Origin of the sequence: Methyloceanibacter caenitepidi (genome assembly GCF_000828475.1) — a bacterium.
GTDB lineage: Bacteria > Pseudomonadota > Alphaproteobacteria > Rhizobiales > Methyloligellaceae > Methyloceanibacter > Methyloceanibacter caenitepidi.
In genome coordinates, this window is the sequence record NZ_AP014648.1 from 1,516,916 (window position 1) to 1,531,329 (window position 14,414).

General features: G+C 64.7%; 17 protein-coding genes and 1 tRNA gene. 5 read left to right on the forward strand and 13 right to left on the reverse strand.

The annotated features are described in order from the left end of the window. The 3 genes from GL4_RS17725 to GL4_RS17825 form a co-directional block, all read right to left on the reverse strand. Positions 1–522 carry a hypothetical protein gene (locus GL4_RS17725; protein ID WP_052464208.1) on the reverse strand — a complete coding sequence of 174 codons (522 nt, stop codon included), beginning with the start codon at positions 520–522 and terminating at the stop codon, positions 1–3. A 10-nt stretch (positions 523–532) separates the two neighbouring features. Then, positions 533–1,582, reverse strand: a complete 1,050-nt coding sequence (locus tag GL4_RS06940; RefSeq protein WP_045366009.1) for a Fe(3+) ABC transporter substrate-binding protein — start codon at positions 1,580–1,582, stop codon at positions 533–535. Positions 1,583–1,899: 317 nt separating this feature from the next. Next, positions 1,900–3,387, reverse strand: a complete 1,488-nt coding sequence (locus tag GL4_RS17825) for a sensor histidine kinase (RefSeq protein WP_045366012.1) — start codon at positions 3,385–3,387, stop codon at positions 1,900–1,902. 316 nt (positions 3,388–3,703) lie between these two features. On the opposite strand from GL4_RS17825, the gene GL4_RS06950 reads away from it, so the two are divergent. The 5 genes from GL4_RS06950 to GL4_RS06970 all read left to right on the forward strand — a co-directional run bounded on the left by GL4_RS06950 (position 3,704) and on the right by GL4_RS06970 (position 6,635). Next, on the forward strand, positions 3,704–4,210 hold the full coding sequence (locus tag GL4_RS06950) for a phasin (protein WP_052464209.1): 507 nt from the start codon (positions 3,704–3,706) through the stop codon (positions 4,208–4,210). Positions 4,211–4,601: 391 nt separating this feature from the next. Then, a tRNA-His gene (locus tag GL4_RS06955) sits at positions 4,602–4,678 on the forward strand. A gap of 181 nt (positions 4,679–4,859) precedes the next feature. Further along, positions 4,860–6,173 (forward strand): DUF6538 domain-containing protein, encoded by a 1,314-nt coding sequence (locus GL4_RS06960; protein ID WP_045366015.1) that lies wholly within the window; start codon positions 4,860–4,862, stop codon positions 6,171–6,173. Positions 6,174–6,204: 31 nt separating this feature from the next. Further along, entirely contained in the window at positions 6,205–6,390 is a 186-nt protein-coding gene (locus GL4_RS06965) for a hypothetical protein (RefSeq protein WP_045366018.1), read from the forward strand. A 2-nt stretch (positions 6,391–6,392) separates the two neighbouring features. After that, positions 6,393–6,635: a hypothetical protein gene (locus tag GL4_RS06970; RefSeq protein ID WP_045366021.1), complete on the forward strand. Its 243-nt coding sequence runs from the start codon at positions 6,393–6,395 to the stop codon at positions 6,633–6,635. On the opposite strand, the gene GL4_RS16660 is transcribed toward GL4_RS06970, so the two are convergent. From GL4_RS16660 to GL4_RS07020, 10 genes are all read right to left on the reverse strand, one after another. Further along, positions 6,632–7,153 (reverse strand): host-nuclease inhibitor Gam family protein, encoded by a 522-nt coding sequence (locus tag GL4_RS16660; protein WP_052464210.1) that lies wholly within the window; start codon positions 7,151–7,153, stop codon positions 6,632–6,634. The two genes, GL4_RS06970 and GL4_RS16660, sit on opposite strands and share 4 nt — an antisense overlap. Then, entirely contained in the window at positions 7,150–7,455 is a 306-nt protein-coding gene (locus GL4_RS17730) for a hypothetical protein (RefSeq protein WP_045366024.1), read from the reverse strand. The genes GL4_RS16660 and GL4_RS17730 overlap by 4 nt, the downstream gene beginning before the upstream one ends. Before the next feature lie 63 nt (positions 7,456–7,518). Next, on the reverse strand, positions 7,519–8,013 hold the full coding sequence (locus GL4_RS06985) for a hypothetical protein (RefSeq protein ID WP_045366026.1): 495 nt from the start codon (positions 8,011–8,013) through the stop codon (positions 7,519–7,521). Between the two features lie 71 nt (positions 8,014–8,084). Then, positions 8,085–9,134 (reverse strand): phage tail tip lysozyme, encoded by a 1,050-nt coding sequence (locus tag GL4_RS17165; protein ID WP_082025543.1) that lies wholly within the window; start codon positions 9,132–9,134, stop codon positions 8,085–8,087. A gap of 108 nt (positions 9,135–9,242) precedes the next feature. After that, on the reverse strand, positions 9,243–9,611 hold the full coding sequence (locus GL4_RS06995) for a hypothetical protein (protein ID WP_156137430.1): 369 nt from the start codon (positions 9,609–9,611) through the stop codon (positions 9,243–9,245). Continuing rightward, on the reverse strand, positions 9,577–10,077 hold the full coding sequence (locus tag GL4_RS07000; protein WP_045366032.1) for a hypothetical protein: 501 nt from the start codon (positions 10,075–10,077) through the stop codon (positions 9,577–9,579). The genes GL4_RS06995 and GL4_RS07000 overlap by 35 nt, the downstream gene beginning before the upstream one ends. Before the next feature lie 2 nt (positions 10,078–10,079). Next, positions 10,080–11,006: a hypothetical protein gene (locus GL4_RS07005; RefSeq protein ID WP_045366034.1), complete on the reverse strand. Its 927-nt coding sequence runs from the start codon at positions 11,004–11,006 to the stop codon at positions 10,080–10,082. 1 nt (position 11,007) lies between these two features. Beyond that, positions 11,008–12,384 carry a hypothetical protein gene (locus GL4_RS07010; protein WP_045366036.1) on the reverse strand — a complete coding sequence of 459 codons (1,377 nt, stop codon included), beginning with the start codon at positions 12,382–12,384 and terminating at the stop codon, positions 11,008–11,010. Between the two features lie 2 nt (positions 12,385–12,386). Then, on the reverse strand, positions 12,387–13,544 hold the full coding sequence (locus tag GL4_RS07015) for a hypothetical protein (RefSeq protein ID WP_045366039.1): 1,158 nt from the start codon (positions 13,542–13,544) through the stop codon (positions 12,387–12,389). After that, positions 13,537–14,409 carry a hypothetical protein gene (locus tag GL4_RS07020; RefSeq protein ID WP_045366042.1) on the reverse strand — a complete coding sequence of 291 codons (873 nt, stop codon included), beginning with the start codon at positions 14,407–14,409 and terminating at the stop codon, positions 13,537–13,539. The genes GL4_RS07015 and GL4_RS07020 overlap by 8 nt, the downstream gene beginning before the upstream one ends. Between the last annotated feature and the right edge of the window lie 5 nt (positions 14,410–14,414).

A 14,414-nucleotide genomic window follows, 5' to 3' on the forward strand; every position in this document is an offset into this window, starting at 1 on the left:
TCAGCGCGGGACAGAGAGCGTGCCTCCGTGGCGGGCCTCGGAGGCGACCAGCGCGGCCACGATCTCCTGGTTGAGCCGGTAATCCGCTTCATCGAGCGCGTCGGCGAAGGCGTTGGCGGCATCGATGACCGGGTCGACCGTGTCCGATCCCGTCAGCGCAAGCGCGCAGGCCTGCATGGCCGGGCAGCGATGGTGCTGCGACGCGGCGATCAGTGACATGGCCATGCATTCGTCGGCGCAGAAGCGTCTGCTGTCGAGCGCGTTGTACTCGATCTTGCGGGAGGCAGCGGCGCGCGTCGCGCGCACCCAACAGGCAAGCTCGGTGACGGCGCGTTTCGCCCGCGCCGAACCGAGAACCCGGTTGAAGGTGTTCCAGCCGTTCTCCCAGCAGGTGATGTCGCCGGTATCATACCCGGCGAGCCAGCAGCGGAAGCCGACGCCCACGAGCCATTCGGGCCCGGAGAAGGCGTGGACTTCGCCTCGTGTTTCTTGGTGGTTGGTGAATCGTGGTTGAAAGCTCATTGCCGCCCCCTTATGAGCTCGGCCCGTCGTCAAAGCCGACTTTGTCGATCATCTCACTTGCCGCCTTACGCAGTTCGGCGATCTCGTTCAGCGATATTGGATCCGCCTTGAACGTTCCCCAGGACTCGACAAGGTCCGACCACGGAACGCCGTCCTTGGTCGGGTATTCGTGGTTCACTTCCGCGTACATGTTCTGACCCGTGTCCGAGGCCAGAAATTCGATCAGCTTGAGCGCGTTGTCCTTGTTCGGCGCGTTCTTCGCCAAGACGACGCCGGAGACATTCACATGCGTGCCGCGGCCGTTCGTGTTCGGGAAGAGCATCTTCACGGACTCGGCCCACTCCTTCTGCTCGGGATGGTCCTCGTCGGTCAGCATCTTGCCCATGTAGTAGGTGTTGCCGATCGCAAGATCGCATTCGCCCGCGTAGACGCCCTTCACCTGAAGGCGGTCGTTGCCGGCGGGCTTGCGGGCGAGGTTGGCTTTGACGCCGCGCAGCCACGTTTCGGTCTCGTCGGGTCCAAGATGCGCGATCATCGAAGCGACGAGCGCGACGTTGTAGGGGTGCTGGCCGGAGCGGATGCAGATCTTGCCGCGCCATTTCGGGTCGGCGAGTTCCTCGTAGGTGATGCTGTTCTGCTCGACCCGGTCCTTCGAGGCGTAGACCACACGGGCGCGCCGCGTCAGTCCGATCCATTCGTCGTCGGTGCCGCGGTAAGACGCGGGGATCGACTCATCGATCGTCGCAGACGTCACGGGCTGTGAAATGCCCGATGCGACAGCCTGGCTGAGATTGCCGATGTCGGTTGTCAGCAACAGGTCGGCGGGGCTGTTGCGCCCCTCGGCCTGGATGCGTTCGATCAGGCCCTTCTCGGCGAAGATGACATTGGTCTTGATACCGGTCTCGGCGCTGAACTCTTCGAGCAGCGGTTCGATCAGATAGGGTTGCCGGTAAGAGTAGATGTTCACTTCGCCGGGCGCTTCGGCGCGGGCCGGGATGTGAGTAGCGGAAGTAACGAGAAGTGCCGCGGCGGTGGCCGCGCACGCAAATGTCCAGCGCATTCAATCCTCCAATGGCCAGGGTTCAAGGCCCTGGTATCGGACAGTGGTACCTCTCCCCGGAGCACGCCGGGGACACATATATTCGCTTAAAGCTGCCGGACTGGCGGGTGTCAATAAGATTATGTAAATGAAACGGAACTTAGAAGCCTTCTAAACCAAAGCTTGGATTTAGAAGAATTCAAAGAACTAAGTATTCGCAAGAAAAAGCCTCCATACCTGACGGTTTGTTCTTGTAATGCAGACCCGTCATCTGGCTGCGGGAGAGCAAGTTTGCCGCCCGGTCGTGGTCGTGGACGTTGGGGCGCGTCGCTTCGCCGCTAGCGTCGGAACAGGCGTTCCTTGGGGAAAATCACGTCGGCCGAAGTACCGACGCCGGGCTCGCTCGTGAGCTCCAGCCGCGCGCGAATCGCGTCGGTCAACGCCTTGGTCAGCGGAAGGCCGAGACCTGTCCCCGATTGGTGCCGGGGTGAGGTGTCCAACTGGTGGAAGGGCTGCATTGCGTAGGCGATGTCGTTCTCGCTCATGCCGACGCCGCTGTCGCGAACGCGCAGGCGCAATTCGTTCTCGACCATCGTTCCGGAGACGATGACTTGTCCGCCCTCGCGCGTGAACTTGATGGCGTTGGTGAGGAGGTTGAGCAGGATTTGCCGCAAGCGCCTTGGGTCGGCCAGCACGAGGGGCAGGTCGTCGGCGAACGAGGTGCGCAGCACGATCCGGTTCCGCTTGGCGAGCGGCTGCAGGCTTGCGACGCACACATCCACCACCTCGGCCACGTCGACCGAGGTGAAGTCGAGTTCGAACTTTCCGGCTTCGATCTTCGAAATGTCGAGCAGGTCATTGAGCAGGCTGAGCGCGTACAGGCCGCTCTGGTGAATGTCTTCCGCATAGCCCTTGTATCGGGAGTTGCCGATCGGGCCGAAGCGCTCGTGCAGCATCAGCTCGGCGAAGCCGATGATCGAATTGAGCGGCGTCCGCACCTCGTGGCTGACCTTGGCGAGGAAGTCGAACTGCCGTGCCGCGGCTTCGCGGGTCCGCTCGCGCAACGCGGCCGCTACGGCGGCGGCTGTATCCGCCTCGCCGGTCCTGTCCTTGGCAACGGTCGTGTCTGTCGCCGCCTGCACCGGCGCTGTCTCGTGCGGGCACTCGGCGGGCGGCGCAGCCAGGGCAAGCGGCGCGGCCGGTGGCGCGGGTTCGGAGGCCTGAGGTTCCGGGGCGGTTGCCGCTTCGGTGCCCGTCTCGGTCTCAGCCTCGGGGGCGGGCGGCTCGGGTTCGAGATCGGAGGGATCGACCAGACGCAGGAGCTGCAGCTGCCCGCCCTGATCGAGCGGGGTCAGCATGAAGGTCACGCTCAGGCGCCGCCGCGACCGGGAGACGGCCGCGATGCCGCTGGCCGGTTCGTACGGCTTGTGTCCCCGCAAGTCGGCCACCCCGCCAGGCAGGATCGCGTCGAGGCCGCCCGCTTCGATCAGCTCGGCCGGCGAGCGATAGCCGAACGCATAGGCGAAGGCGCTGTTGAGGGAGTTGAGGGCATCGCCCTTGAGAATGCCGATCGCGGCCGGCATGGCTTCGATCAAGGCCGCGACGCCCGCCGGGTCGAGCTGCGGCGTGCCCTCAGGCTCGTCCGCGCGCGCGTCGTTGGCTGGGGGCACGGGAAGACTGCCGCCGACGTTCTCGCCATTCACGTTGGCAGGTTCGCCGACCGAGGCAGGGCCGGACAGAACCCGGCCCTCGAGCGCGCGCGCGATGTGCTCAAGCGCTTCCCGGTCGTCCTGTCCTATCCGATTTTGCAGCCTGAGGTCGGTCATGATCCGCCCCGGTGAGACCCTTCCTGAGCACGTCCTGCGCACATTTGATGTGCATTGCTGCCCAGCCAAATGGTGCCTGTTTAGCGGCGTCGGATCGACTCAACCACTAAATTTAGGTCAATTGGATTCGATACATAGGCCGAAAGCAAGGAATTCGTCCAGCGCCGGCAAACAAAGCCATTTTTGACGGCTCTGTCACTTGAATCAGCGCGGCGCACAAAATATAGTGCAGTGCAACAAATACGGCGGCTGAGAGTTTAATCCGAGTCCATTCCCATCACTGGCGAATTGAGGAAAACAACGGAGAGGTGCCCCCATGGCCGAGACTTCAGAACTGCCCCAGACACCCGCGGAAACCGTGGAGAAAATGACGGAGTCATTCGAGACCGCCGCCAAGGAATTCGACGCCCTGAAATTCGATGCCGAAGTGCCCGAGAGCGTGCGCTCGATGGCGGAAAACACCGTCAATCAGACTCGCGAGGCATACGAGCGTGGCAAGGAAGCACTCGACGAATCGATCGATGCGCTGGAGCGCTCCTTCGATGCGGCGGGCCAGGGCGCCACGGCCTTTAACCGCAAGCTGATCGACATCGCGCAGCGCAATCTGAATTCGGGTTTCGACTACGCCAAGAGCTTGGCAGGCGCCAAGACCCTTGCCGAGATTGTCGAGCTGCAGTCGTCCTACATCCGCAACCAGTTCGAGGTGTTCGCGGGTCAGGCGACGGAGATCCAGGAGCTGACCAAGAAGATTGCGAGCGACACCTCCGGTCCGCTCAAGGATCAAATGACCAAGTCTTTCGAGACGGTGCGCAAGGCCTCTTAAGCCGGGTGCCGCCGCCTCGCGTGGCCAAGTATGAGTAGCGTAACCGAGTCCCGCGTCGGGTAGCTTGCGTATCAAGCCTAATCCAGTAGCAAGAAGTCGCGTGTAGTAGCGTTTGTCAGTCGCGTATTGCGTTGTCACTTTTGAGGCCCGGGCCGTTCCCCGGGCCTTTTATTTTCGGTTTATTTTTGGGGGCTCTTGATTTTCCGCCCCTGTCGTGAAATCTGCGCCTCCCGGCATGTTGCGAAGGTGATGCGGGCTTGCTTGCAAGCGCAAAGGCCTGCCCTTAAAAGCTGCCCTTAGGGCCCGGCCAAGGGTCCAGTCTAGGGGCCCGCCCGGCGACTGCTCCGAGATGCCGGCGCCAAAGCCGGTCCGTCCGCCGGAAGGCAGATGTGCCGCTGTAGCTCAGTTGGTTAGAGCGCTTGATTGTGGATCAAGAGGTCACTGGTTCGAATCCAGTCAGCGGTACCAGCACCCCTCCGGACGGAAGCGCCCAAGGCGCTGAAACTTTGGAAAAAGTGAGGAATTGCGGGGTTTTCCGGCTTGCCGAATCTTCTGAAACGGGCCACAAATCAGGCCACAAAGGAGGCCACATTCACCTATCGGACGTCCCTGGCGGCGGGGCGCGTCTAACACGGGGGATGGGCGCCGCATGCCTTCACACCTGAAGCAGTTCGGCGGCCGCTGGTACTATTACCGGCGCGTGCCGAAGCTCTTTTCCGAGGCCGTCGGGAAGGCCTTCGTGAAGATCCCGCTGGGGACCAGCGACAAGCGCGAGGCCGAGCGGCGCAAGGCGGGCGTCGCCGCCGAGGTCGAGGCCTCGTGGCGCGCCAGGCGCGAAGGCAGGACCGACGACGCCGACGCGGCCTATAACGCGGCCGTGGAGCTCGCTCGGCTCGCAGGCTTCCAATACCGCAGCGCGGCCGAGCTCGCGCAAGGATCCTGGGCGGATATCGACAAGCGCCTGCGCCGCGTCGAAGAGAGCGGAATCATGGACGGCCAGACCGCCATGGCTCTTTTGGGCGGCGTCGAGAAGCCCAAGCTTAAGCTCTCCGAGGCACTCGATAAGTTTTTCGACCTTACCCGAGACACGCAACAGCGCTACGCGCCGGACCAGCTGAAGCGCTGGAAAAACCAACGCAAGGCATCGGTCAAGAACTTCATCGCCTGTCTCGAGGAGGACAAGGTAGTCACCGAGATCACGCGGGCGGACGCGCTCGCCTTCCGGGACTGGTACATCGAGCGCGTCGAGGCGGGGGAGATCAAGGGCCACACCGGAAACAAGCAGATGGGCCAGGTGGCCAAGATTCTGCGGACCGTCGCGGAGGCCCTCGAGCTGGAGCTGGGGGAGCCATTCAAAGGGCTCGGCCTGGACGAAAGCGATTCGGAGCAGGGGGTGTCCTTCACCACGAAATGGATCCGGGAGAAGATCCTGCGCGCGGGCGCGCTCGACGGCTTGAACGATCAAGCGCGGGACATGGTGCTGGTGATGGTGGAGGAGGGGATGCGGCCGAGCGAGGTCTGCGGACTGCTCCCGCAGGACATCATCCTCGAGAAGCCGGAGCATTGGCCGGAGGAGGACGTGTTCGTTCCCCACGTGAAGATCCGCGGCGGCAAGGGACGGCGGCTGTTGAAGACGCCTTACTCGCAGCGGGACATGCCGCTGATCGGCTGCGCGCTCGAGGCAATGCAGCGGAACCCGGAAGGCTTCCCGCGCTACCGGAACAGCCCCACGGCGCTGTCGGCCGCGGTCAACAGCTTCTTGGAGGAGAACGGCCTGCTGCCGACCGACAAGCACTCGCTGTACAGTCTGCGGCATTCATTCGCGGACCGGCTTCTAACGGCGAATGCGCCGGATCGAATCGACGCGGATCTCAAGGGCCACAAGTTCCCGCGGCCGAAATACGGAGGTCCGACGCTCGTGCATCGGCACGAATGGCTGCTCAAGATCGCCGTGTCTGTCTAGGGGAAAGTTTCAACCGGGAAAGGGAAAGCAGATGAGCGAATCGACACAGCAGTTCGTGCGCGCCAAAGTGGACGAGTTTCGTCGGAGCGTCGAGGCGAAGCGGAAGGACGAGCGGATGGAGTTCATTCTCCAGGAGCTCGTCGTGCAGCTGATGTATCTAAACGGGGAAGCTGGAGACATTGTCGGCAACCTCGACCTGATCGCCGAGAAGGGGTGACCATGACGCCACTAATCGATGCCATTAGAGAATTGGCAACGTGCGTCGAGGCATCGCGTGTTGGTAACAAGGGGCTGTGTCCTGTTGTCGAGGTCGTGGTGGACTACAGCACCTATCGCGACTTGGAGCGCGCTGTCGCGCGCGAGGCCGAAGAGTCGGCGGGACAACTCTTCTTCTTGCCCCCAGATCGTTTGAAACTCCCCTCGATCGAAGTGTGTGGCGTGACCGTGCGGCCGAAGCTCTAAGCCACCTTCGCGGCCGGCTTCTCCGTGAGGGGAAGCTCGGTCGGTTCGATTGAGAAGGACTCGGCGCCCGGCACGATCTTCAGGCCGCGAATACCCTTGATCTTGGCGGGATCCTTCTTGATCGCGTTGGCGTCGATCTCGGTCTTCACGCGCAGGAAGCGAGCGAGCTTCTTACCCTTCAGCGCTTCGATGATCTTGTCGAGCCTGGTCTTGTCGATTTCGAGCTTGTCGGCGCCCTTGCGCCAGCTGACCTTGCCTGTCGGGAATTCGCCGAACTTGCGCTTGCCGGAATCGGTCAGGGCAGCGCGGTTCGCCGTGCAGTAGGTTTCGACGCCGGCGGCGAGCTCCTCGCGCTTCGTGGTCAGCGGTGCGGCCTTGTCCTCGGCTTCCTTCTTCAGCACGGCGACCTTCGTGTCGAGATCCTTCTGGATCTCGGCGAGATCGCGATCGATGCCGCCGATATCGGCGATCGCCGCGGCGCAGGCGTCGGCATTCTTGATGGGCGTGGGCTTTGTCATGGGATCACCTTTGGCCTGAAATCGTCGTGGGATGGTCCGGAAGGCCGCGCGACGCACCTGGCACCGAGATAGACACGGTCCGGATGGCGCGGGATCCAGCCCGGCATGAAGAAGAACAGGGCGCCTCGGTTGCATTCCTCGACCGTGGACGGTCCCTCGATCGGCTCCGGCGCTTCCGCCCAGCACACGTCGCTGTGCTGCTCGACGAAGTGCTCGACCGCGTTCACGCGGTGCGGGTCGAACGCGTCGAACGGCGCGGAGGGAAGGCACGCGAACACGACGATCGCGATGGCGGTCTTCATGGCGCAGCTCCTGCAGAAAAGGGAGAGGCCTCCCCGCGGGCAACGGAGAGGCCGGGGCACGCGTCAGCGCGCGATGACGTTCTTGAGGTAGTCCCCGAGATTGAAATCGGCCTCGAGCAGGTCGTACTCGGTCATCCGCGCGAGGATCATCTTGACCAGCTTGGACGGATCGCCGCCCGTCGCCCAACTGACGAGCATTGGCGCCTGATCGACGGCGTACTGGATCGCCGTTCGCAGGACCTCATTGGACACGGGGATCTCGAGCCGCTGTCCGAGCGCTGCCCCCTTCACCTGGGCTACAGCCGACAGAACGGCCCGGTTGGCCAACGCTTCGAAATTGTGCTGCAGCTTTTCGCCGTACGCGGCCTTCAGCCAGGCAGGCATGTTGGGGGCGACGAACCAGGTCCAGACGACGCCGATGCCGGTCAGGATCAAGGGCACGGCGGTGTCTACAGCCGCTACGGCCCAATCGCCCCAAGGGACGGTCACGGTGTCGGCCGCCAGGACGGCGGTGGGGAGCAGGCACACGGCGAGAACCGCGAGCAGAATTGAGCGCATGAACTTCTCCTGTTTGTCATGAGTGGCCGGGCCTCCGGCCGAAGGATCCGCCGCCTCGGTGCGGCGAATGGTTAGCGCGGCAAGCGCGCGTCGAGCGCGATGGCGTAGTTGAGCCGGTTGCTCCAGCCGTGCCCGCCCTGCGGGTAGAGGAACGACCAGCCGCGCGGACGCTCGAAGGCGATCGCGCCGATGGCGGCCGAGTAGGGCCACACGGCGCCCTCGAGTAGGTTGGCGGCCGTCTTCTCCGTGGTCTCGAGCTCGTGGACGACGAAGCGCATCTGCGCCTCGAGATCTCGCCAGTCACGTCCGGTCTCGCGGCAGAACTGCAGGAAGGCGGTCCGGCGAGATCCGCGCCATTGCGGGACCCCGATGGACTCGCCGTTGTCGCCGACCGCGGCGGTGTTCAGATCCGGAAAGGCCTCCTGCTGGAAACCGCCGACGAGGCCGATCGCGGCGATGCGGGAGATCCCGAGCGCCCGCAGCATGGCGACGGCCGTGGCGGGCCGATCGCCCGGAACGGGTGCCACAAGCAGAGGATCCAATGGCTCGCCGGTGGGATCCACGATTTCCATCGGGTTCTCCGGCTTTGGTGCCAGGCGATCAGAGACGTCAGCCCGGAGTTTGTCGCCCACGGCGCGCGCGCCCACGATCTCCGCATCGAACGGCAGGCGGGTGATGTCCCATTTGCCGCGCTGGGAGATGTGGAGATTGTCCTCGACCTCAGCATGGGTCAGGACCGTCTTGCGGGTCACGGGGATGCCGTAGCGCTTGCAGAGCTCGGCCACGACCCGGACCATCTTGTCCCACTGGAGTGGCGTCAGCGGGTACTTCCCGGCGTGGAAGGGACGTTCGCGGGCGCCGTGCATACCGCACATGGACACGCCGATCGCCCGGCTGTTGGCGTGGAGGGTGTGGGCCGCGTATCCGGAGCGCAGCGGCGGATCGTTGTCCGCAACGGTCGGGTAGCCGCGTTCGAGGTCGCCGTCGCCCTCGATCAGGAAGTGATAGTGCCGCTTGTCGAAGCTCGTGGCTTCGTGCGCGCCGGCGGTCCAATGGACATGGATTCGCTGCGGGCTTGCGTCTGGCATCCAATCGGGGGGAAGCACGGTGTCGGCCTTCATGAGTGGCTCCAGGCATGAAAAAGCCCGCCTCGAGGGCGGGCTGGGCTTCAGAAATGGCTGTTGGGGTCTAGTCCCTCAAAAATGGCAGTTCAGAGCCGCACAGCGGCCTCAGGACGCGTCTTCTGCGTCCCTGTCTGACTTCGCGTCGTCGGCCGTCCGGTGCCCCATGCGGGCGATTTTGCGCCACCAGAAGACCGCCGTTCCGACGAGGGTCACAAAGCTGGTCAGGACCATGAGGCCCTGGCCGGCGACGCCGAGCCAGCTGCCCACGAACTCCGGATCGATCGCGCCGGCGCTGCCGCCGAGGATTGACCCCGTGGCGCCGGCGGCAATCAGCTTCGTCACGCTCATCTGTTCGGCCGCCTTGTCGAGATTTTGCATCATGGTTTTTGCGCGCTCCGGATTGCGGGCGCGCCTCTGTGCCTGGACGCGGGCCAGCCGGTCAGGGAGCGCCGCCGTCTGGATCTGTCTTGTCATGGTCCTTCTCCGGAGGGCCCGGCTCGACCGGAGTCGTTTCGACCCCGTCTTCTGCGTACTCGTCGCGGACGATCGCGGCCGGGGCCCTCCCGATGAGTTTCGGATCTTCGCGCGGGGCCGCGATGGGCGCGATCCCGCCCGCAGCCTGCAGGATCGGCTTCAGCTGCTCGACGATCTGCATATTCGGCCGGGCCATGCCGTTGTGCAGATCCACGACGCGGTTGTTGACCTCTTGTGTTGCGATCACGGCTGAGCGCACCTCCGCCGCGGTGTTGAGTATGCCCGCGGCCGCGACCAGGTCCGCGCACGCGTAGCCGATCGACTTCAGCTTGCCCTTCTCGTCGTGGCTCTTGACCTTCATCCAAAAGTGGCAGGTCTTGCAGACTTCCGAGCACGGCCTCTGCCAGCGCGGGCAAAACTCGTCGTCCGGCCCGTCCGGTTTTTCGATCTTGGCTTCGGTGACCACGGCTATTCCTTTATGCCCTTGTAGGCGTCGTGGTAGTTCACGCGAATATCCATGTCGTGATCGTGGACACCGCCCGCGCCAGCGTTGTTCGTGCTGGTCGCATCAATGGTCAACTGGCCGACGTCGACGCTCGGCGCCCACCCATTTACGCGACTTATGCCGCCACCGGCATCGCAGGCGGCAAATTCGAACCACGCCGACGCGCCCGTTCCGCTCGAGTTGCGGAAAGGAAGGTACCGATTGCTTTCGCCTTTTATCCTGACGTTGAAGGCGCTCGAGACTATGGGGTGGTCGTGGGTCGCTAGTTGCGACTCGGTGAGCGCATGGCCATCCGTCTTGGTTCTTGCAAAGACGGTCGAAAAACTCGATTGATCGGTGCGGGAACCGGGCGACCCGGTCGTTAGACGCAGAGCCGTGTCGTCCAGGTTCGCCGTCTCGTCCTTCAGCCATCCGGCCTGCACTGGCTCCGCCATGAATAGCATCTCTGCCCCGGAATCGAACTCTCCACTCTGCCCGCCGACCGTCTCGAAACGATCCGCGGTGGCGTTGTAGGCAACGGTCACGAGCTGGTCGGGAATGAGGCCGCCCGAAGCATAGGCAAGCCCCGCGCGTTTCTTCCAGGGCTTCGCCCCAAGGCCGTCGATATTGAGGGTCGCGGCGCCCGTGTTCGCGCGGTCCACGCGAAACGAGGTGACCGGTATGTCGGTCAGCGTCGTGTGGCCCTGGTTCGTCGTAAGCGTGTACGCGTTGCCCGTACCGGCCGTGACAAGCGAGCTTGGTCGCGTGTCCTGGTACCAGCGCGCCAGCGCGGCCATCATTTCGCGCATGACGTCGTTCACGGCCGAGCGCGCCATGCCTTCGGGCGCCCCATCGGGCGGCGAGGCGTCGTTGTTGCCGGCGGCGACCGCCCACTCCGAAACATTACTCATTCTAATCTCCGGTCAGCGTGTTGACCTTGGCTTCGAAGGCAGACCGTTTGCGCATCTTGGCGATGGTTTGCCCCAGCGAGATCTTCTCGCTCTTCATCGCGCGCTCGAGCTGGCGCTGCTCGTTCGGTGTGAAGAGCTCCGGGTTTGTTGCCAGGGCGCCGACCACGGGCTCAATCACGCTCTCTCCGCGCTCCCGCTCCGCGGTCAGATCCTTGATCAGCGACACCGACGCGCCGCGGGGAATGCTGGCGATGGCGTCCGTCAACTTGGGGAGCTCCTCGGAGAGTTTCGCACCGCGCAGCCGGCCCGCGCCGGCGATGCCGGCGAGGGCGCCCACGATCACCGTGTGCTTGATGTGGTTGAACGCCTCCTCGGTCGACTCGAGGATGTAGTTGTGACCGCCGGGCACCACGGACTTCGTCATCTGGATAAGGGCCGTGATGCCGGCGGCCGTCGCGACGAGGCCCTTGGCGGTCAGCGGGACCTTGCCGAGAGTCAATGCGAGCGATCCGGCGGCCTGGCCGCCCGCGGCGAATGCGGCGGTCTCGAGAGGGTCGCCCCCCTGCAGGATCGAAAGCGTCGCACCCTCGAGGCCGGTCTCGGCAGATCGGCCGAGCCCACGGGCGAGCCGCTTCACGGGCTTGGACTCGAGCACGCGCTTGAAGGTCCGCGCCGCTCCAGGCGCCATGAGCTTCGAGGCGGCCGGTGCAGCGGTCACGACCTTCTCAGCCGCCGTGATGCCGCGGGCGAGCGGAAGCCGCCCGGTGACGATCGTCCCGATGTCGCCGGCGATCCCGCCGGCGGTGGTCGCGATCGGGTGTTGCTCGGCCAGCTGCGCGTCGGCCGCTTCTTGGTTGGCTTTCGCCTGCATGAAACGGTCGCCCACATTCGGATCCGCCGTCACCACCATGTCTGGCACCTGGCCGGCCACGTCGAGGCCTGCGCGCATGTCCTGCATGGTCACGCGAGGCGTCGAGCCGGGTATGACCGGCCCGGGGCGTCTGCCAGTGGCGGCGCCGTAAAACGCCCTGACACCGTCGCCAGCGGCTCCCACGCCTGGCATGAAGCGGAAGGGATTATCCCGCACAGCGTCGCCGGCGACGGCCGGAACGGCGAGAATGTTATTCACGAACCGGTCGAGCGCGGCGCGGCCGAATGCCTCCATCGGCCCGCGGCCCGGTTGCTCCGGCTCTTGGGGGGGCGGGAGCGACTCGAAGCCGCCCTGCGGCGGCGCCAACGCCAGATCCACTTCGGTTCCGCTCGCGCCTTTGGACGCGCTGGACGGCGGGGCGCCCGTATCGAACCGGTCGAACACATTGGCGCCCGATTTGCCGGTCGGCCCGGCGGCCTTATCGAACTGGTCGAAGACGTTTGCCATTGCTACCTCAGAAACGCCTCGGGGTCGTGGCCGTACTTGGAGCGGAATTGCTCTCGCACGGCCGGATCGTCGGCGTTGTCCTTCAGGAATCGAACCGCGGCTGGCGGGATCATGCCGCCGGCGGTCCGGAGACCTATTTCAGTGCTCTGCTCGGCCGGCTTCTTTGTCCGCCGTGCCGCGATTTGCCGGGCTGTGGGCGGCGGCTTCGCATGGCTCTTCGCGTCTGTGCCTTTGTCGCCGAACCCTTGGACGTCGATTGCGCTGCTGGTTCCGGCGAGCTGCCGCTTCGCGCGATCGAGCGCCTGGCCGAACACCTCGAGCTGAACGTCCAGCCCGGCTCCCTGGCCGAGAGACAGGAGCCGGGACCGGAGTCCGGCGGCGCCTGCCTGGGTGCTCAGACCCTGGCCGAGCGCGTTACGCTGCTTCTCGACGGTCTCCGCCGCGTTCAGGGCCGTGCTGAGCTGGTCTTGGGGAATGCCACTGACCTTGCTCGGAAGCCCCTTCAGGATCCCGGTCGGGTCGAGCTCGCCGACGGCCAGGGCCTGGCGCGTCGTATGGATCAGGTCGGGATTGGTCAGGAAGATGTCGGCGCCTGGAATGGCCTTGATCGTCTCGAGCGCGTTGATGCCGGCATTGGCGGAAATCGCCGTGTCTTCGAGGGCGACACGCTGGGCGACCTCCTCGTTGAGCAGCCCCCGAACCTGCAGCTGGTTGAGTATGTCGCGCGTCGATCCGCCCTGCAGCTTCGAAAGAAGAATTTCCTGGCCCTCAGGGCTCCTTGGGTCGATGCCCATGGCTTCCAGAAGCCGCAGCTCCGGCGGTGCGGTCCGCTCGGAAGGGAACGCGCGGGAGACGAGCCCCTGCGCCACCTGGTCCGGCGCGATGTCGGCCAAGAGGCTGAGCTCTCCGGGGAGCAGTTCCTTGAGCTTCGCCTGGGCTTCGCGCTTGCGCTGGTTGTCGACGATACGGTCGCGGACGAGCTGGTTCTGCTGGCTCAGTTGGACGGCGCGGTTTGCCTGACCAACACCGGCCCCGATCGCCTGGCCTGTCGACACGGGCGCGGCCGATGGCCCGCTCGCTGCCAGGATCCCGAGACCCAAGTTGAGCAGCGGGTCGCCCAACGCGTCGCTGAGAAGACCGAAGTTGATGTCGTCAGCCATTTCCAAGAAGTCCCAAAAGGCCGCCCGAGAGTGCTTCGGCGCCAAACAAAGTGCTGCCGAGACCGCTGGCGAGACCGAGGCCGCTAAGGGCCAGCCCCAAGCCGCTTGCGGCCTCGTTCTCGAAATACGGCTGCTGCTGGCTCGTGGTCCCGCTCGAGGTGCCCGTCTGGCTGCCTGTCGACGTCTGGCCGAGCAGGCTGGCGATCGGCAGTCCGCCGAGCGCGGTCCGGAACAGATCTTGTTGGGCCGCGATCGGCGCGGTGATTTCCCGCTGCGCCTGTCCTTGCTGGGCCGCGCCTGTCTGCAGCAGCAGGTCGATCGGCAGCAGGCCGAGCTCGGGCAGGAGCGACGCCGCCTGCACCTGTCGGCCGCGTTCAGTTCCGTACTGTTCCGCAAAGGCGTCGGTCGCCGCCCTGGCGATCGCCGTTTGCGCAAGTCCGCCTGTGCCGCGTCCCGCAGCGCCGAACGTCGACAGGATATGTGGTTGGGCCGCACGGACCGACGCGTCGACTGCAGCATCGAACGCATCGCCCCCGAACAGATAGTCGCCGCGGGCTGTGCCAAGGATGGTGTCGAGGGCCGTACTATAGGGCTCGGACCCGCCGAAACCGCGTGCCAGGTCGAACCCGGCGAGCTGGTCGTCGGTGAAATCGGCTACGAGGTCTCCGTTCGACAAACGGCGCAGCTTGTTGAGAGCGCCGGCGCCCGTGGACGCACTTCCATAGAGGAGCGACTTCAGAAAATCTGGCACGTCCGTTTGCGTCGACGACCTGGACCTGCTGGAGGTTTTCTGGCTCGTGGTTCCGGTCGTGTCGATTGTGCCGGCCGGTTCGCTGCCACCGCCGAGTATGTCAAGCAGGCCCATTGTTC